Annotated in this window: 19 protein-coding genes; 5 read left to right on the top strand and 14 right to left on the bottom strand. The window is 73.2% G+C overall.

Annotated elements, in window-relative coordinates; genetic code table 11:
* Positions 1-36 precede the first annotated feature (36 nt).
* The 6 genes from ACZ8ZB_RS20610 to tsaB all read right to left on the bottom strand — a co-directional run bounded on the left by ACZ8ZB_RS20610 (position 37) and on the right by tsaB (position 5,239).
* Positions 37-1,119 carry an LCP family protein gene (locus tag ACZ8ZB_RS20610; RefSeq protein WP_470739140.1) on the bottom strand — a complete coding sequence of 361 codons (1,083 nt, stop codon included), beginning with the start codon at positions 1,117-1,119 and terminating at the stop codon, positions 37-39.
* A 111-nt stretch (positions 1,120-1,230) separates the two neighbouring features.
* Positions 1,231-2,283 (bottom strand): LacI family DNA-binding transcriptional regulator, encoded by a 1,053-nt coding sequence (locus ACZ8ZB_RS20605; RefSeq protein WP_470739139.1) that lies wholly within the window; start codon positions 2,281-2,283, stop codon positions 1,231-1,233.
* A gap of 374 nt (positions 2,284-2,657) precedes the next feature.
* Positions 2,658-2,921, bottom strand: coding sequence for a hypothetical protein (locus tag ACZ8ZB_RS20600; RefSeq protein WP_470739138.1), 264 nt, complete (start codon positions 2,919-2,921; stop codon positions 2,658-2,660).
* Positions 2,918-4,015 (bottom strand): tRNA (adenosine(37)-N6)-threonylcarbamoyltransferase complex transferase subunit TsaD, encoded by a 1,098-nt coding sequence (gene tsaD, locus ACZ8ZB_RS20595; protein ID WP_470739137.1) that lies wholly within the window; start codon positions 4,013-4,015, stop codon positions 2,918-2,920. Before tsaD ends, ACZ8ZB_RS20600 begins: the two co-directional genes overlap by 4 nt.
* On the bottom strand, positions 4,008-4,589 hold the full coding sequence (gene rimI, locus ACZ8ZB_RS20590; protein ID WP_470739136.1) for a ribosomal protein S18-alanine N-acetyltransferase: 582 nt from the start codon (positions 4,587-4,589) through the stop codon (positions 4,008-4,010). Before rimI ends, tsaD begins: the two co-directional genes overlap by 8 nt.
* Positions 4,586-5,239, bottom strand: a complete 654-nt coding sequence (tsaB, locus tag ACZ8ZB_RS20585; RefSeq protein ID WP_470739135.1) for a tRNA (adenosine(37)-N6)-threonylcarbamoyltransferase complex dimerization subunit type 1 TsaB — start codon at positions 5,237-5,239, stop codon at positions 4,586-4,588. Before tsaB ends, rimI begins: the two co-directional genes overlap by 4 nt.
* Positions 5,240-5,358: 119 nt before the next feature.
* Between tsaB and ACZ8ZB_RS20580 the strand changes: the two genes are divergently transcribed.
* Positions 5,359-5,907, top strand: a complete 549-nt coding sequence (locus ACZ8ZB_RS20580) for a hypothetical protein (protein ID WP_470739134.1) — start codon at positions 5,359-5,361, stop codon at positions 5,905-5,907.
* Between the two features lie 164 nt (positions 5,908-6,071).
* The gene (locus ACZ8ZB_RS20575; protein WP_470739133.1) at positions 6,072-6,251 is read left to right on the top strand and encodes a hypothetical protein; all 180 of its coding nucleotides are present in this window, start codon (positions 6,072-6,074) and stop codon (positions 6,249-6,251) included.
* Positions 6,252-6,302: 51 nt separating this feature from the next.
* Here the strand turns inward: ACZ8ZB_RS20575 and tsaE are convergent, their stop codons facing one another.
* The 4 genes from tsaE to ACZ8ZB_RS20555 all read right to left on the bottom strand — a co-directional run bounded on the left by tsaE (position 6,303) and on the right by ACZ8ZB_RS20555 (position 10,811).
* Complete coding sequence (gene tsaE / locus ACZ8ZB_RS20570) at positions 6,303-6,833, bottom strand: tRNA (adenosine(37)-N6)-threonylcarbamoyltransferase complex ATPase subunit type 1 TsaE (RefSeq protein WP_470739132.1); 531 nt, start codon at positions 6,831-6,833, stop codon at positions 6,303-6,305.
* The gene (locus ACZ8ZB_RS20565; protein WP_470739131.1) at positions 6,802-8,022 is read right to left on the bottom strand and encodes an alpha/beta fold hydrolase; all 1,221 of its coding nucleotides are present in this window, start codon (positions 8,020-8,022) and stop codon (positions 6,802-6,804) included. Before ACZ8ZB_RS20565 ends, tsaE begins: the two co-directional genes overlap by 32 nt.
* On the bottom strand, positions 8,019-9,218 hold the full coding sequence (gene alr, locus ACZ8ZB_RS20560; RefSeq protein ID WP_470739130.1) for an alanine racemase: 1,200 nt from the start codon (positions 9,216-9,218) through the stop codon (positions 8,019-8,021). The genes ACZ8ZB_RS20565 and alr overlap by 4 nt, the downstream gene beginning before the upstream one ends.
* Before the next feature lie 159 nt (positions 9,219-9,377).
* Positions 9,378-10,811 (bottom strand): NAD(P)H-hydrate dehydratase, encoded by a 1,434-nt coding sequence (locus ACZ8ZB_RS20555; RefSeq protein WP_470739129.1) that lies wholly within the window; start codon positions 10,809-10,811, stop codon positions 9,378-9,380.
* 148 nt (positions 10,812-10,959) lie between these two features.
* Between ACZ8ZB_RS20555 and ACZ8ZB_RS20550 the strand changes: the two genes are divergently transcribed.
* Positions 10,960-12,138, top strand: a complete 1,179-nt coding sequence (locus ACZ8ZB_RS20550; protein ID WP_470739128.1) for a hypothetical protein — start codon at positions 10,960-10,962, stop codon at positions 12,136-12,138.
* Between the two features lie 82 nt (positions 12,139-12,220).
* On the opposite strand, the gene ACZ8ZB_RS20545 is transcribed toward ACZ8ZB_RS20550, so the two are convergent.
* The 3 genes from ACZ8ZB_RS20545 to ACZ8ZB_RS20535 all read right to left on the bottom strand — a co-directional run bounded on the left by ACZ8ZB_RS20545 (position 12,221) and on the right by ACZ8ZB_RS20535 (position 13,665).
* Positions 12,221-13,057, bottom strand: a complete 837-nt coding sequence (locus ACZ8ZB_RS20545; RefSeq protein ID WP_470739127.1) for an RNA polymerase sigma factor SigF — start codon at positions 13,055-13,057, stop codon at positions 12,221-12,223.
* 108 nt (positions 13,058-13,165) lie between these two features.
* Entirely contained in the window at positions 13,166-13,288 is a 123-nt protein-coding gene (locus tag ACZ8ZB_RS20540) for a hypothetical protein (RefSeq protein WP_470739126.1), read from the bottom strand.
* A 5-nt stretch (positions 13,289-13,293) separates the two neighbouring features.
* Positions 13,294-13,665, bottom strand: coding sequence for a holo-ACP synthase (locus tag ACZ8ZB_RS20535; protein ID WP_470739125.1), 372 nt, complete (start codon positions 13,663-13,665; stop codon positions 13,294-13,296).
* A 292-nt stretch (positions 13,666-13,957) separates the two neighbouring features.
* On the opposite strand from ACZ8ZB_RS20535, the gene ACZ8ZB_RS20530 reads away from it, so the two are divergent.
* On the top strand, positions 13,958-14,341 hold the full coding sequence (locus ACZ8ZB_RS20530) for a hypothetical protein (RefSeq protein ID WP_470739124.1): 384 nt from the start codon (positions 13,958-13,960) through the stop codon (positions 14,339-14,341).
* 460 nt (positions 14,342-14,801) lie between these two features.
* Here ACZ8ZB_RS20530 and ACZ8ZB_RS20525 read toward each other — a convergent pair whose 3' ends face one another.
* Positions 14,802-15,215, bottom strand: a complete 414-nt coding sequence (locus ACZ8ZB_RS20525) for an ATP-binding protein (RefSeq protein ID WP_470739123.1) — start codon at positions 15,213-15,215, stop codon at positions 14,802-14,804.
* 224 nt (positions 15,216-15,439) lie between these two features.
* Between ACZ8ZB_RS20525 and ACZ8ZB_RS20520 the strand changes: the two genes are divergently transcribed.
* On the top strand, positions 15,440-16,276 hold the full coding sequence (locus ACZ8ZB_RS20520) for a helix-turn-helix domain-containing protein (RefSeq protein WP_470739122.1): 837 nt from the start codon (positions 15,440-15,442) through the stop codon (positions 16,274-16,276).
* The last annotated feature ends 1 nt before the right edge of the window (position 16,277 follow it).

Raw genomic sequence — 16,277 nt, 5'->3', positions numbered from 1 at the left:
ACACCGGCGCCGGAGTTTTTCCTCCCCGCCCTCGCCTCACCTCAGAGAGGCCCACAGCTCCCCCGCCTCCGGCTCGTCCGCCACCACGCGGTTGCGGTCCCAGGGGGCCGGGACGACCGGCATGGTGAGGGTCGTGACGCCGTCGGCCGGGAGGTCCCGCAGGCTCCGGGCGAGGCGCGTCAGTTCGCCCAGGGAGTCGAGGCCGGTGTCGGTGGTGAGGCTGTCGGTGACGGTGTCGGCGATCCGGTACAGCCGGGTGGGGCCGGTCAGCAGGTCCTCGTCCGCGGCCTGCTCCAGCAGCGCCTTCACCAGCCGGTGCTGGAGCCCTATGCGGCCGAGGTCGCTGCCGTCCCCGACGTCGTACCGGGTGCGGGCCAGGGCGAGGGCCTCCGTGCCGTCGAGGTGGTGGGTGCCGGCGTCCAGGGTGAGGTGGCTGCGGTCGTCGTCGATGTCCTCCTCGGTGGTGACGGTGACCCCGCCGAGCGCGTCGACCAGGCGGGCGAAGCCGGCGAAGTCGATCTCGACGTAGTGGTCCATGCGGACGTCCGTGAGCGACTCGACGGTCTTCACGGCGCACACCGGCCCGCCCACCTCGTACGCGCTGTTGAACATCACGCCGGAGGCCGCACGGGTCGACTTCCCGTCCTCCAGGGGGCAGGAGGGCCGGTCGACGAGGGTGTCGCGGGGGATGCTGACCACCGTCGCCGCGGTCCGGCCCGCGTCGAGGTGGACGACCATGGCGGTGTCGGAGCGGGCGCCGCCGCTGTCGCCGCCGCCGAGCTCCTGGTTCTCCTCGCCGGTGCGCGAGTCGGAGCCGAGCACCAGGATGTTCAGGGACCCGGTCGGCAGGTCCGTGGCGGACGCGTCCGGGGCCGGGGCGGCCGCGGCCCCGGCGGGGCGGTCGTCGCCCAGGGCGTTGTCGATGTCGACGCTGTCGATGTTGCCGTTGAGCTGCCAGTACGCCCAGCCGGCGGCTCCGGCGCCCAGGACCAGCAGGCCCGCCAGCGCGCACCCCGTGATCTTCAGCGCCTTCGCCCGCCGGCCCGTCCGTATGCCCGCGCCCTCGCCCCCGGCCCCGTCGTCGCCCCCGGTCCTGCCGCTCTTCTCGTGTCCCCTCACGGAGAGGAACGTAAGTCCGAATTATGACGAGCAGTGCACCGCGGGCAGTTTTCTTGTGAAATTCTCAGACTTCCGGCACGGCGTCCGGCGGTCCGAAACTTTCGGTCCGGCTCACGCCCCCGTCGGCGCCGCGGTACTGCTCCGCACCACCAGGCTCGTCGCCAGCTCCACCCGGGTCGCCGCCGCCGGGTCCTCGTTCCGGCCCAGATCGAGGACCAGCTTGGCCGCCGCCTCCGCCATCTCCGTCAGCGGCTGCCGCACGGTCGTCAGCGGCGGCCCCACCCAGCGGGCCACCGGCAGGTCGTCGAACCCGACCACGCTCAGGTCCTCCGGGATCCGCAGCCCCAGTTCGCGCGCGGCCTCGTACAGGCCGAGGGCCTGGAGGTCGTTGCCGGCGAAGACCGCGGTGGGCCGGTCCTCGCGGCGCAGCAGGGCGAGGCCCTGCCGGTAGCCGGCCTCGTGGTGGAAGTCCCCGTCCACGATCAGCCCGGGGTCGACCGGCAGCCCGGCGGTCTCCAGGGCGGCCCGGTAGCCGTCGATGCGGGCGCGGCTGCACATCATCTGCGCGGGTCCGCTGATCGCGCCGATCCGGGTGTGGCCCAGCTCGACCAGGTGCCGGGTCGCGGCGAGCCCGCCCTGCCAGTTGGTCGCGCCGATGGAGGGCACGTCGGTGCCCGGGTCGCCGGCCGGGTCCATCACCACGAACGGGATGGAACGGCTGGTCAGTAGGGCCCGCCCGGACTCGTCGAGGCCGGACAGCACGAGGATCACGCCGTGCGGGCGGCGCGCGGCGACCTGGTCGGCCCAGGTGCGTCCGGGCGTGAGCCGGCCCGCGCTCTCGGAGAGGACGACGCTCAGGCCCGCGTCCCGGGCCACGTTCTCCACGCCCCGGATGACCTCCATGGCCCAGGCGCTCTCCAGCTCGTGGAAGACCAGGTCGATCAACGGCGACCGGGACGCCTCGGCGCGCCGACGCCGGTAGCCGTGGGCGCGCAGCAGCCCCTCGACCCGGCTCCGGGTGGCGGGAGCGACGTCGGCTCGGCCGTTGAGGACCTTCGAAACAGTCGGGGCGGAGACGCCGGCCTCGCGGGCGATCTCGGCGAGGGTCGCCGTCCGGGCACTGCGCCCTTGCGTCCGGGTTTCGGCGGGCTGCGGGGAAGTCATGGCCGCGATCGTAACCCTGCGGGCCCTGTTGACGAAGACCTCAACTCCCCATGGATTCCCGGAACATTCGGTGGGAATCCCGAAACTTTCCCCGTAGCGTGGGCAAGAGATCCGTTCGCCCTCCCCGCACCCGGCCGTGCGCCTTCGGCCACGGCGGCTCGCACGGCACGCCGCCGACCGTCCGCGACACCGGCGAGCGGGCCGGCGCCGCCCGGCTCCACCCGCACGCCCCGGTGGCGTCGGCGACCCCGGACGTCCGATCGGCCGCCGGCGGGTGGTCGGACCGGACGTGCCGGGGCTGCGACCGGCGGCCTCCGGCGCGAACACCCGGCGCACGGCCCCGGCCGCGCCCCGCCGGCGCCGACGGGGCCGGGTCAGACGCCCCCGAGCGACTCGAACCGCCACCGGTGCACCGGACGGGTGACCAGGTCCCCGGCCGGTTCCGGGAGTTCGGGGAGGTCCGCGTCGTACGGGGCGTCCCACCAGGTGATGACCAGGACCCTGTCCTGCGGGGCGCGGAAGGTCTCGCGGCGCAGGGGGCGCCCGGCGAGCTCCCGCACGTGTTCCTCGGCCCAGGCCACCAGGTCCGCGCCCCGGCCGGGCAGCGCCCTGGCCTCCCACATCAGTGCGACCGTCATGAGTACAGGTTGTCCTTGGCGGTCTCGTGCACGTGGTCGTGCGCGTGCGAGGCGCCCGGCACGTGCGGGTCCGTCACCGGGAGCGAGGAGTCGGCCGACAGGTCCCAGTCGGAGGCCGGACGGTTCCGGGCGACCATCTCCGCGCCCAGCGCCGCCACCATCGCGCCGTTGTCCGTGCACAGCTTGGGACGCGGCACGCGCAGCCGGATGCCGGCCGCCTCGCAGCGCTCCTGGGCCAGGGCCCGCAGCCGGGAGTTGGCGGCCACGCCGCCGCCGATCATCAGGTGGTCGACGCCCTCGTCCTTGCAGGCCCGTACGGCCTTGCGGGTGAGCACGTCCACGACCGCCTCCTGGAAGGACGCCGACACGTCGCGCACCGGCACCTCCTCGCCCGCCGCCCGCTTGGCCTCGATCCAGCGGGCCACGGCCGTCTTCAGCCCGGAGAAGGAGAAGTCGTACGCCGGGTCGCGCGGACCGGTCAGCCCGCGCGGGAACGCGATCGCGTCCGGGTCGCCCTCGCGCGCGTACCGGTCGATGACCGGGCCGCCGGGGAAGCCCAGGTTCAGCACGCGGGCGATCTTGTCGAAGGCCTCGCCGGCCGCGTCGTCGATGGTCGCGCCGAGGGGACGGACGTCGGAGGTGATGTCCGCGGACAGCAGCAGCGAGGAGTGGCCGCCGGAGACCAGCAGCGCCATCGTCGGCTCGGGCAGCGACCCGTGCTCCAGCTGGTCGACGCAGATGTGCGAGGCGAGGTGGTTGACCCCGTAGAGGGGCTTGCCGAGGGCGTAGGCGTACGCCTTGGCCGCCGAGACGCCGACCAGCAGCGCGCCGGCGAGCCCGGGTCCGGCGGTGACGGCGATGCCGTCGAGGTCGCGGGCGCCGACGCCCGCCTCCCTCAGCGCGCGCGCGATGGTGGGGACCATCGCCTCCAGGTGGGCGCGGCTCGCCACCTCCGGGACGACGCCGCCGAAGCGGGCGTGCTCGTCGACGCTGGAGGCGACGGCGTCCGCCAGCAGGGTGGTCCCGCGCACGACGCCGACGCCGGTCTCGTCGCAGGAGGTCTCGATCCCCAGTACCAGGGGTTCGTCAGCCATGGGTCTCGGTTCCTTGTACGCCGTTCCGGTCGACGGGGTTCGCCGGGTTCACAGAGGTGGACGGGTCGGTCAGCCGCATCACCAGGGCGTCCACGTTCCCCGGTTGGTAGTAGCCGCGCCTGACGCCGATGGTCTCGAAGCCGAAGCGTTCGTAGAGTTTTTGGGCCCGGACGTTGTCCACCCGGCACTCCAGCAGCACCTCGGCGCACTCGAAGGCGGTCGCCGCCCGCAGCAGCTCGGTCAGCAGCCGCGAGCCCAGGCCGGTGCCCCAGTGGTCCCGGGTGACGGCGATGGTCTGCACGTCGGCCGCCGGGACGCTGTCGCCGCCCTGGTCCCCGTCGCCTTCGGACTCCGCGCCGGAGGTGGTGAGGCCCGCGTAGCCGACGATCCGGTCACCCTCCTGGGCGACGAAGTAGCGCCGCGTCGCCCCGGGCCCGCGCGCATGGGCCAGCTCGGACCAGAACATCCCGCGCGACCAGGCGTCCTCGGGGAACAGGTTCCGCTCCAGCTCCAGTACGGCGTCGATGTCCCACCAGCGCATCTCGCGCAGAACGGTCGTCTCGGTTCCCGTCACTTGGGGGTGACCACCTTGTAGTTCTTGGGGACCTGGGCATCGGGCCGGCGCAGGTACAGCGGCCGGGGCGCGAGCAGCTCCTCGCCCGCCGCCAGCCGCTCGGCGGCCAGCCGGGCCAGGGCGGCGGCGGACACGTGCTCGGGCTCGTGCGCCCTGGGGAAGGTGTCCGGGTAGAGCAGCGCGCCTGCGCCGACCGCGGGCAGGCCCGCGACCTGCTCGGCGATGTCGGCGGGCCGGTCCACGGCGGGTTCGGTGAGGCGGGTGCGGGAGTCGGCGTAGCGCGCCCAGTAGACCTCCTTGCGGCGGGCGTCGGTCGCCACGACGAAGGGGCCCTCCAGGTCGGCCGCGCAGGCCAGGCCGTCCAGCGTGCACACACCGTGCACGGGCACGCCCAGCGCGAGCCCGAAGGTGTCCGCGGTCGTCAGGCCGACGCGCAGCCCGGTGTACGGACCGGGGCCGACGCCGACGACGATCCCGGTGACGGCGTCCAGCCGCAGGCCTGCCTCGGCGAGGACCCGGTCGATCGCCGGGAGCAGCAGCTCGCCGTGGCGGCGGGCGTCCACCTGGCTCGACGAGGCGATGACGTCGTGGCCGTCGTGCAGCGCGACGGTGACGGCGGGTGTGGCGGTATCCAGAGCGAGCAAGAGCACGCAAACAGCCTACGGCTCCCACGCCCGGGCCACGGCCGCACGGGCCGACCGGTCACGTACTGCTACGGTCACGTCGACGTACGTACATAACAGTGCAGAGCGGGACAGAGGTGACGGCGGTGGCAGGCACCAGCTCGGTGATCGTGGCGGGGCTGACCGCGGCGGCCCTCGCGACGGTCGGCTACCTCGGCCACCGGGCGGCGGTGACCGTCCCGGCCGAGCTGCGCCCTCCGGAGCCCGGCACCGCGGCGGCCCTCCACCAGACCCTCCGGGAGCGGAACCACCCCGCCGCCCTGCCCGCGCGCTCGGGGACGGGCGAGCGGGTCGTGTACGCGCTGGGCGCGGACCGGGTGTGGCTGATCGAGGGGAGCGGCAAGGTGCGGCGCACCTTCGGGGTCAGCCCCAGCACGGTGGACCCGGCGCCGGGCACCTACCGGGTCACCTCCCGGTCCGGCACGGCCGTCGGATCGGACGGCGTCCCGATCGAGCACGTGGTGCTGTTCGCGTCCGTCGAGGGCACGGCGATCGGGTTCAGCGCGGCGGTCGACGGCTCGGCGCCGCGGCTCGACCCGAAGGAGCGGACGGGCGGCATCCGCGAGACCCGTGAGGACGGCGCGGCGATGTGGGGCTTCGCGACGATCGGGCGGAAGGTCGTCGTCGTACGGTGAGTCCCGGTGTGCGCGTTCCGGTCGGATCACGTGAACAGGAGCCGTGCGTTCCGACAAGACGTCGGCAAGATGTTGCGTTCGGCGTCCCGGGCGTGGTCACATGGTATCCAGCTCGTGGTTAGGTCTGCCTAACCACGCCCGCCCCCGTCCTTCAGGAGGCGTCCATGCCGGCCCACCAGAGCGCCCGCCGGACCACGGCGCAGTCGCGGCCCCAGCCGGTCTCCGGGATACCGATGCGCGATCTGCTGGCGTCCTGCGCCGCGGCCGCCGCGGTCTCCACCCCGCCCCGTGCGCCGGAGCCCCGGCCCCGCGAACCGGCGAAGGACCACCGCGAGGCGGCGTAGCCGGCCGGACCGACAGGACGGCCGGGCCGGACGGTCGGGCCGGACGCCCCGTCAGGCCGACAGCACGGTCAGGTCGGCCGCCGTCCAGCGCGTGCCCAGGCCGGCCACGGTCACCCGGCGCGCCTCGTCGGTGGTGTCGCCGACCGCACGGTGGATGACGACCTGGAGACGGTCCTCGGTCAGCTCCTCGACCTTGCCCTCGCCCCACTCCACGACGATCACCGACTCCGGCAGCGAGACGTCGAGATCGAGGTCCTCCATCTCGTCCAGACCGCCGGAGAGCCGGTACGCGTCGACGTGGACCAGCGGCGGACCGTCCCCCAGGGACGGGTGCACCCGGGCGATCACGAACGTCGGCGAGGTGACCGCGCCCCGTACGCCGAGCCCCTCGCCGAGACCTCGGGTCAGCGTCGTCTTGCCCGCGCCGAGCTCGCCCGAGAGCAGGACCAGATCGCCGGCGCGCAGCAGCTTGGCGAGTCTGCGCCCCAGTTCGCGCATCTGCTCGGGGGAGGTGACGGTCAGCCCGACGGAGTGCGCGGGCGGGGTCGGCTCAGCCGGGTCGTGCGGTGCTGCTGCTTCCATAGCCCTTAACGGTAGCCCCTGCGGGCACCGCGCCGGCGCGGGTGAGCAGGTCGGCGAGGCGGTCGGTGACCGCCTCCGGGTGCTCCAGCATCACCAGGTGCCCGGCGTCCGGGACCAGCACCAGTTCCGCCTCCGGGAGCAGATCGGCGATCGCCTCGCTGTGCTCGCTCGGCGTCACCAGGTCCCGCACCCCGGCCAGCACCAGCACCGGCAGGCCGGCGAAGTGGGCGAGGGCCCCGGTCTTGTCGTGGTCGCTGAAGGCCGGGTAGTACTCGGCGACCACGTCGATCGGCGTGCCCTCGATCATCCGCTCGGCGAACCGGGCGACCGCCGGGTCCACGTCCCGGGACGCGAACGAGTACCGCTTGATCACCCCGGCGAACAGGTCCGCCGTCGCCCGGCGCCCCCGTTCCACCAGCTCGGCCCGCTGCCCCAGCGCCTTCAGCACCCCCGGCAGCACCCGCCGCACCGCGTTGACGCCGGCCACCGGGAGTCCGAAGTTGACCTCGCCGAGCCGTCCCGACGACGTACCGACCAGGGCGACGCCCACGACCCGCTCCCGGATCAGCTCCGGGTACTGGTCGGCCAGGGCCATCACCGTCATCCCGCCCATGGAGTGACCGACCAGCACCAGCGGACCCTCGGGCGCCGCCGCGTCGATGACGGCCTTCAGGTCCCGCCCCAGCTGCTCGATGGTGACCGGCTCGCCCCGCTCCGCCTGCGCCGCGCCCCGCGCCGAGCGGCCGTGGCTGCGCTGGTCCCAGTGCACGGTCCGCACGACGCCCCGCAGCGCGGCCCGCTGGAAGTGCCAGGAGTCCTGGCTGAGGCAGTAGCCGTGGCTGAAGACGACGGTGACCGGGGCGGGGGCCTTGCGGCCGAACAGCCGGCGCCGACGTCCCGGGGTCGCGGCCGGATCGGGGTCGACGTCGTCGGTCTCGTAGTACAGCTCGGTGCCGTCGTCGGCGTACGCCTTGCCGGGCGTGCCGCGCAGCGCGCCGTACGGCCCCGCGGAGTCGAGGGCGAGCCGGGCCTTCTGGCGCATGCCCCGGCCGACCGTCATCCGCTCTATCGCCACGCCGGCGGCGGCCCCGGTGGCGAGCACGCCTATCGCGGCGCCCGCGACGCCGGTGGCCCGGCGCCAGCCTCCCCCGGCCGCGGAGGCGGCGGCCTCCGCGATGCCCTCGCTCACGTGCCGCTCCCCTGCCTTCCGTCGGTCCCCTCGTTGACGTAGACGCGCGGGACGCGGGTTCCGATCCGGGTGACGATCTCGTACGCGATGGTCCCGGCGGCCTGCGCCCAGTCCTCGGCGGTGGGCTCACCGCGGTCGCCGGGCCCGAAGAGCACCGCCTCGGCGCCCGGCCCCGGCTCGTCCCCGCCCAGGTCGACGACGAACTGGTCCATCGCGACCCGTCCCGCGACCGTGCGCCACTTGCCCTCGACGAGGACCGGCCCGGTGGAGGAGGCGTGGCGCGGGACGCCGTCGGCGTAGCCGAGCGGGACGAGGCCGAGGGTGGTGGCGCCCGGGGTGACGTAGTGGTGGCCGTAGCTGACGCCGTGGCCGCCGGGAACGTGCTTGACCAGGGCCATCGAGGCGGAGAGGGTCATCGCCGGGCGCAGTCCGAGGTCGGCGGGGGCGCCGATCCCGGGGCTGGGCGAGACGCCGTACATCGCGATGCCGGGGCGCACGAGGTCGAAGTGGCTCTCGGGGAGGGTGAGGGTGGCGGGCGAGTTGGCGATGTGCCGCACCTCGGGGTCGACGCCCCGGCTCTCGGCGTACGCGACCATCTCCCGGAAGCGGGTCAGCTGGGCGGCGACGGAGGGATGCCCCGGCTCGTCGGCGCAGGCGAAGTGCGACCACAGGCCGGTGACCCGCAGCAGCCCCTCGGCCTCGGCGCGCAGCGCCTGTGCGACCAGCTCCGCCCAGTCGTCCCCGGGCTGGCAGCCGCCGCGCCCGAGCCCGGTGTCGGCCTTGAGCTGCACCCGCGCGGGCCGCCCCGCGAGACGGGCGGCCCGGACGACCTCGTCCAGCGCCCACCTGCCGCTCAGGGACACGTCGAGGCCGGCCTCGACCGCCTCCCGCCAGGGCCCGCCGGGCGTCCACAGCCAGCACATGATCCGTACGTCGTCCGGCACCCCGGCGCCGGGCGCGCGCAGCGCGAGCGCCTCCTGCGGGGTGGCGGTGCCCAGCCAGGTCGCCCCGGCCTCGACGGCCGCCCGCGCGCAGGGGGCGGCGCCGTGCCCGTACCCGTCGGCCTTGACCACGGCCATGAAGGCGGCGCCGGGCGCGCGCTCGCGCAGGGTCCGCACATTGGCCCGCACGGCGGCGAGGTCGATCTCGGCGCGGGCCCGCAGCTCCGCACCCCCCGGGGCAACTGTCTCGTTCATCCCGCCCAGTCTCTCAGAGCGGCCCGTTGCGTCCTCCCGTCGGTTGGGTCAGCCCCTCCGGCGTTTGAGGAGCGGGGGTCCGGGGGCAGCGCCCCCGGAGACGGGACGGGAAAGGGCGGCGGGGGCGAAAAACCTCCGGAATCCGCCCGCACCTCACCCTCACCCCCGCACCACACTCCGCCACGCCCCCGCGATCCCCTCCGCCACGTCGTGCGCCCCCATCGGCGCCCCGTCCGCCGCGAACCGCCCCGCCAGCCCGTGCAGGTACGCCCCCGCACTCGCCGCGTCGACGGCCGACAGCCCCGCCGCCAGCAGCGAGCCCCCCAGCCCCGACAGCACGTCCCCGCTCCCCGCCGTGGCCAGCCACGACGTCCCCGTCGGATTCACCCGCACCGCACCCCCGCCCGGGGACGCGATCAGGGTCGTGGACCCCTTCAGCAGCACCGTCGCCCCGTACCGCCCCGCCAGCTCCCGCACCGCGCCCAGCCGGCCGCCCTCGACCTCCTCCCGCTCGACCCCGAGCAGCGCCGCGGCCTCCCCCGCGTGCGGTGTCATCAGCGTCGGCGCCCGCCGCCCCCGTACCGCCGACGCCTCCGCCAGCCGCAGCCCGTCCGCGTCGATCAGCACCGGCACGTCCGCCGCCAGCACCTCCGCCACCGTCGCCGCGTCGTCCCCGGCCCCCGGTCCGACCACCCACGCCTGCACCCGCCCCGCGTGCTTCGGCCCCCGGTCCGACACCAGCGTCTCGGGGAAGCGGGCGATCACCGCCTGTCCTGCGGGGCCGACGTACCGTACGGCCCCCGCACCGCCCCGCAGCGCCCCCGCCACCGCGAGCACCGCGGCCCCCGGGTACCGGGCGGACCCGGCCGCGATCCCGACGACGCCCCGCCGGTACTTGTCGCTCTCGACGGCCGGCACCGGCAGCAGCCGGGCCACGTCCGCGTGCTGCGGCGCCTCCAGTTCCGCCTCGGCCGGCAGCTCCAGCCCGATGTCGACCAGCCGCACCGACCCCGCGTACTCCCGCGCCGGGTCGATCAGCAGCCCCGGTTTGTGCGTCCCGAAGGTCACCGTGAGGTCGGCGCGGAGCGCCGCCCCCCGCACCTCCCCGGTGTCGGCGTCGACCCCGCTCGGCAGGTCGACGGCGACCACGGCCGCCCGCGACCGCCCGGCGGCGTCGGCGAGCGGCACCGCCTCCGGGCGCAGCCCGCCCCTGCCGCCGATCCCGACGATGCCGTCGACGACGAGGTCGGCCCGCTCGATCAGCCCTTCGGCGCCGTCCGTGCCCGTGGTCCGCCCGCCCGCCCGGCGCAGCGCCGCGACCCCTCCGGCGTGGGCGCGCTCCGGCGCGAGCAGCACCGCGCTCACGCCCGCGCCGCGCCGGGCGAGCCGGGCGCCGGCGTAGAGGGCGTCACCGCCGTTGTCCCCGCTGCCGACCAGCAGGACGACCCTGCTGCCGTACACCCGCCCCAGCACGTCCGCACAGGCCGCGGCGAGCCCGGCGGCGGCGCGCTGCATCAGCGCCCCCTCCGGCAGCCGTGCCATCAGTTCCCGTTCCGCCGTCCTGACCGTCTCCACGCTGTACGCAGTACGCATGCGTCCGAGTCTCCCGCAGACGGCCCGTCGACTCCCGTACCGGAGGAGCGGACCGCTTGACTACCTGCCATGTCCTTGCCAAACTCTCGGCCCCCCACCGGATGAATCGATTCAGTCGAATCGGTTCGACGACAGAAGCAGAGGACCCATGGGACGCAGAGCCGCACTCCTCGCAGCAGCCGGCGCCACCGCACTCCTCACCGCCGCCGGCACCATGACGGTCCCGGCCACCGCCGCCGCCTCCCCCACGGCCACCGCGGCCCCCGCCCGCGCCGCGGCCTGCGGCGACGGCTCCTACCAGGCCGAGGCCGTACTGAACGGCAGCACCTGGACGGCCAGGCGCGGCGGCAGCACGGTCCACACCGGCACCGACATGCGGGCGGCCGTGCAGGCGGCGATCAACAGCCTGACCCCCGGCCGCACCAGCAAGGAACGGGTGGTGGTCCGCGGCTCGGGCTCCGTCTCCGCCGGTTCCCGCATCTCCCTGCCGAGCTACACGGCCCTCGACGTCTGCGGCACCGTCGACGTCACCGGCAGCGGCTCCGGCGACCAGGCTCCGGTCTACTCCCGCGGCACCCGCGACATCGAGGTGCAGCACCTCAACGTCACCGGCGCCCCGCTGTACGGCATCTTCCTGCGCAACGTGCAGAACGTCGTCCTCGGCCAGATCGACATGCGCCTCTCCCGCGGCCTCGGCGTCCGCATCGACAACCGGGGCGACACCAGCCAGTGGACCCGCAACGTCCGCATCGACAGCGTGTACGTCTCCGGCGCGTCCAGCCACGCCGTGGAGACCTACGGCGTCGACGGCCTCACCGTCGGCACGGTGACCGCCCGCAACGTGGGCGAGTCGGGCCTGCTGCTGAACCAGACGGTCAACGCCACCGTCTCCAGGGTGGACGCGGAGAACGCGGGCGCCGGCACCGGGTACGCCGCCTTCCGCATGGCCAACCGCAACGGCCGCGTCGGCGGCTCCTACCCCACCAACATCCGCGTCGGCGAGGTCGTCGCGCGCGGCGGCGGGCGGGGCGTGTTCTGCGTGTCGGAGAGCGGCGGCGCGACCATCGACAGGATCACGCTCTCGAACACGGGCAACAACGCGATCCTCATCGAGAACTGCTACAACGTGAACCTCGCCGCCCAGAGCGGCACGGTCACCGGCGGCGGCGAGATCCGGCTGGCGGCGCGGACGGAGTTCGCGAACAACCGGGACATCACCGTCCAGAACCTCACGGTGACCAACTCGTCGATCCGTGAGAGCCCCTGCGGCGAGAACACGACGTTCCGCAACAACCGGCTGGTGAACAGCGGCCAGTCGATCTGCTAGCGGAGGCGCACACACGCACGCGGGGTGCGGCGCTCCCTGTCGCCGCACCCCGCGTGCGTCCCGCCGTACGTCCTTCGCCGCGTCAGTTCGTGGCGAGCATCCCCGCCCGCAGCCGCTTCAGCGTGCGGGACAGCAGTCGCGAGACGTGCATCTGGGAGCAGCCGAGCCGCTCGCCGATCTCCGCCTGCGTCAGCTCCTCCACGAAGCGCCAGTGCACGATCTTGCGCTCGCGCTCGTCGAGCTCGGCGATCATCGGCGCCAGCGCGTGGAAGTCCTCGACCAGTTCCAGCGCGGCGTCCTCGGTCCCGATGAAGTCCGCGAGCACGCTCTCGCCGTCCGGCTCGCTGCCGATGGCGGCGTCCAGGGACGCGGAGTTGTAGCCGTTGGACGCGATCCGGGCCTCGTTGACCTCTTCCTCGGTCAGGCTCATCAGCTGGGCGAGTTCGGCGGTCGTGGGCGTGCGGCCCAGTCGGCTGCGCAGTTCCTCGGTGGCGCGGGCGAGCTGCACCCGGGCCTCCTGGAGCCGGCGCGGAACGTGCACGGACCACGACGTGTCCCGGAAGAACCGCTTGATCTCACCGACGATGTAGGGGATCGCGAAGGAGGTGAACTCCACCTCGCGGGACAGCTCGAACCGGTCGATCGCCTTGATCAGACCGATCATGCCGACCTGGACGATGTCCTCCATCTCCTCCGGCCCGCGGCTGCGGAACCGGCCGGCCGCGAAGCGGACCAGGGACATGTTCATCTCGATCAGCGTGTTGCGCGCGTACTGGTACTCGTGCGTGCCCTCTTCCAGCTCCGCCAGCCGACGGAAGAACTGCTTGGACAGCTCCCGGGCGTCCTTCGGCGCGACCTGACCGGGATCGGCGACCTCCGGCAGTTCGGTCACTGTCTGAGCTCGGTCGGTCCGCGTCATCGTCGACGTCACTGTTCGCCCTCCCTGGTCTGGTCGGCCCCACTTCCGGCACCGGCTCAACCGCTTGTACCCCGGTCCACGCGATACACGCACCCTCTTTTCACACATTCATCGACGACGGTTGCGCACCAGCCTCACGAGGGCGAAGACGACGGTGAGCACGGCGGCGACGACGAGGAACGCGTCGCCCCAGACCGGCAGGTCGACCCCGGTCCCGGGGAAGGCGAACACGGACCTCACCCCTCCGCGATCACGACCGCCGAGGCCACCCCGGCGTCATGGCTGAGCGAGACGTGCCAGGACCGCACGCCCAGCGCGGCGGCACGGGCGGCCACCGTCCCCTTCACCCGCAGCCGGGGCTGTCCGCTGTCCTCGCACCACACCTCGGCGTCGGTCCAGTACAACCCCGCGGGCGCCCCGAGCGCCTTGGCGAGCGCCTCCTTGGCCGCGAACCGCGCGGCGAGCGAGGCGACACCGCGCCGCTCACCGCTGGGCAGCAGCAGCTCGCTCTCCAGGAAGAGCCGCTGGGCCAGTGCGGGCGTCCGCTCCAGCGACGCCGCGAACCGCTCGATCTCCGCCACGTCGATCCCGACTCCGATGATGCTCATACGGGAACTTTATTGCGGTGGGGCGGGGCCCAGACATGTCGGCGACCCGCCGTCCGCCGCGGGGCCGGCGGCGTTCGCGGACGCGCTCGCGCCTCGTCGGCACGCCGGACCGGCTCGGCGGCGAACGTCCGGCGGGGACAGGGCGGGATGCGTGGCGGATGTGATCCACCCGTGGCAGGTCCGGACAGGGCCCGGCAGACGACAGTCGGGGGCGCTTCCTTTTCGTCCGTCACGTGGGCCCTCCGACCACGCATACTGTGCCTGATTATCGGATGAGCAATCGGGAGAATATGTGGATCTGCAAGCTCTCATAGGCCTCGGGGTGCTTTCATTACCCTTCGGGCTGAGGATCCTCCATGTGGAGAGAAGCAGGAAGCGCAACGGGGTGAGCGTGACGGCGACTTGCGTGGACCGCATTTACGAGGGGCACACGGCCGAGCCGATAAGGGTCGTCTGTTCGTACGTCACACCCGAAGGGCGAGAGATGCGCTGGGTCGTGGATGCCGAGCCCGACTTCCCGGAGGTGGGGGAAACGGTCCCGGTCGTCTACGACGCCCGCAGGGGAGGAGCCGAACGACAGGCGGCCGGGAGGAGCCCGGTGTCGACCGGGGTCGGCTGGACCGCTCTGTCCGTCCTCTCCCTGACCGTCGGACTGCTGGGTACGTATGTGTTCTGAAGGCACCGCGCTCGTGGTGGCCGCCTGAACGTTCCCCACCCGCTGGTCGGGTTGGGCCGTCGGACCGAGCCTCCGGCCCGTCCCCACGGGACACTTCGCGGACCGCCGTTTCCCCGGCAGATGACCGCGGACCACGTGCGGGAACGCAAAGCGCCTGACCGCCCGCACCACGCCCTGGGACATTCCTCTCGACCCCCCGGCCGGGAGGCACATGCCCCTCTGAAAAGTGGGAGCATTTCGGCCTCGAGTGTGGACGCACCGCTCATCCGAGTGCGTGAGTGGCATTCACCTGCCGGATGCTCACCGTTTCCAGCAGGGTGGGTGTCATGAGCCCCGGGAGATCGCGTCCCGCCGGATGGCGCCGCCGCGCGCGATGCGGGAGCCGTTGCCTCATCGGACGGCCGACGTGCGGCTCACCGGGAGGCCATGCGAGTGACCCCATGGTCACGGGCGAACCCCGTCAGGCCGCGTCCAGTTCGCACCACACCAGCTTCCCCCGGCTGCCGTCCCGGGACAGCGGTTGCCAGCCCCACAGGTCGGAGCACGCCCGTACCAGTGCCAGTCCGCGCCCGTCCTCCAGGCCGAGGTCCGCGGACCGTTCGAAGGGCAGCGGCGCGTCGGGCGGCGCGGGGTCGGTGTCCCACGCCCCGATCCGCAGCACGCCGGCCATCCAGCGCACCCGCAGAGCGGCCGGCCCCTTGGTGTGCCGTACGGCGTTGGCGACCAGCTCCGTCGCGAGCAGCTCGGCGACGTCGACCAGCCCGATCAGTCCGTGCATCGTGAGGATGAGACGGAGGGTGCGGCGACTGACGGTGACCGCGCGAGGGTCGTTGGGGAGGGAGAGGGAGTACTCCCAGGGCTCGTTTTCGGGCATGCATGAACTCCATTCAGGTGATAGGGAGTTGCTGCTCGCGGGCGGTGGCTGTGCCGCAACCGTCGTGGCAGGACGGAGCGGTGCGCTTCCAGTAACCCCGGCAATTCGCAGCGTGTGCGTCGCATCACCGAACGTAGGACTAACCTGTCATCCCAAGCAAGCCGATCGCGTAATCTGAACCCGAACGAGCCGCATCGCCGATCGGGTTGAACCAAGGAGCAACAGTGGTCCTGAGGCGCGAGCCAACCGCACGTCAAATGCGCCTGGGAACCGAGTTGCGCAGACTTCGCGAAGCAGCGGGCCTCACGGCTCGTGACGCAGCAGCCCTGCTCGGAGCGGGCCGCGTCCAAATGAGCCACATCGAATCCGGGCTCACGGGAGTCAGCGAGCAGCGACTACGCCGCCTCGCCTCCCACTACGCCTGCATGGACGAGGAGTTCATCGATGCTCTGGTCTCGATGGCCACCGACCGGACCCGCGGCTGGTGGGAGGAATACAGGGGTCTCCTGCCCACGTCGTTCCTGGACTTGTCCGAACTGAACCACTACGCCTCGTTCCGGCACGATGTCGCAATCCTCTACGTGCCGGGCCTGTTGCAGACAGAGGAGTACGCCCGCGCCGTCTTCTCCGCCCGAGTGCCCGAGCTCACTTCCGAGGAACTTGAGCTGCGCGTACGCCATCGCATGGCAGGCCAGGAGATCACCGTCCCGTACGAGTTGGTGATCCACGAGTCGGCCCTGCGTATCAGGGTCAGCGATCGCGCCGCCTCACGGGCTCAGCTCGCCAAGCTCCTGGATCTCTCCGAAACGGACAACATCACCGTACGTGTCATCCCCTTCGACCTGGACGGCTTCGCCAGGGCCGCCAGCACCATGACCTACGTGGGTGGTTCAGTGCCCAAGCTGGACACAGTGGTGCGTGACGTGCCCCAAGGCTCTGCCTTCATCGATTCCGAAGCACAACTCAGCGCTTTCCGAACGCGTTTCCGTAGAGTAGAAGGCGTGTCCCTCGATCCCGGGCGATCACGGGACTTCATCCACCGGCTGACGAAAGAGCTGTGAG

This window comes from Streptomyces sp. 12E (assembly GCF_055633275.1).
Note: the sequence above shows the minus strand (reverse complement) of the source record. Positions and strands in the feature narration are given on the sequence as shown.

Excerpts from the sequence above, each read along its gene's own strand:
- tsaD (WP_470739137.1), bottom strand. The coding sequence starts at position 4,015 with ATGGCTGACGAACCCCTGGTACTGGGGATCGAGACCTCCTGCGACGAG.
- ACZ8ZB_RS20535 (WP_470739125.1), bottom strand. The coding sequence starts at position 13,665 with ATGAGCATCATCGGAGTCGGGATCGACGTGGCGGAGATCGAGCGGTTC.
- ACZ8ZB_RS20545 (WP_470739127.1), bottom strand. The coding sequence starts at position 13,057 with ATGACGCGGACCGACCGAGCTCAGACAGTGACCGAACTGCCGGAGGTC.
- alr (WP_470739130.1), bottom strand. The coding sequence starts at position 9,218 with ATGAACGAGACAGTTGCCCCGGGGGGTGCGGAGCTGCGGGCCCGCGCC.
- ACZ8ZB_RS20550 (WP_470739128.1), top strand. The coding sequence starts at position 10,960 with ATGGGACGCAGAGCCGCACTCCTCGCAGCAGCCGGCGCCACCGCACTC.
- ACZ8ZB_RS20600 (WP_470739138.1), bottom strand. The coding sequence starts at position 2,921 with ATGACGGTCGCACTGATGTGGGAGGCCAGGGCGCTGCCCGGCCGGGGC.
- ACZ8ZB_RS20605 (WP_470739139.1), bottom strand. The coding sequence starts at position 2,283 with ATGACTTCCCCGCAGCCCGCCGAAACCCGGACGCAAGGGCGCAGTGCC.
- ACZ8ZB_RS20525 (WP_470739123.1), bottom strand. The coding sequence starts at position 15,215 with ATGCCCGAAAACGAGCCCTGGGAGTACTCCCTCTCCCTCCCCAACGAC.
- ACZ8ZB_RS20575 (WP_470739133.1), top strand. The coding sequence starts at position 6,072 with ATGCCGGCCCACCAGAGCGCCCGCCGGACCACGGCGCAGTCGCGGCCC.
- tsaE (WP_470739132.1), bottom strand. The coding sequence starts at position 6,833 with ATGGAAGCAGCAGCACCGCACGACCCGGCTGAGCCGACCCCGCCCGCG.
- ACZ8ZB_RS20555 (WP_470739129.1), bottom strand. The coding sequence starts at position 10,811 with ATGCGTACTGCGTACAGCGTGGAGACGGTCAGGACGGCGGAACGGGAA.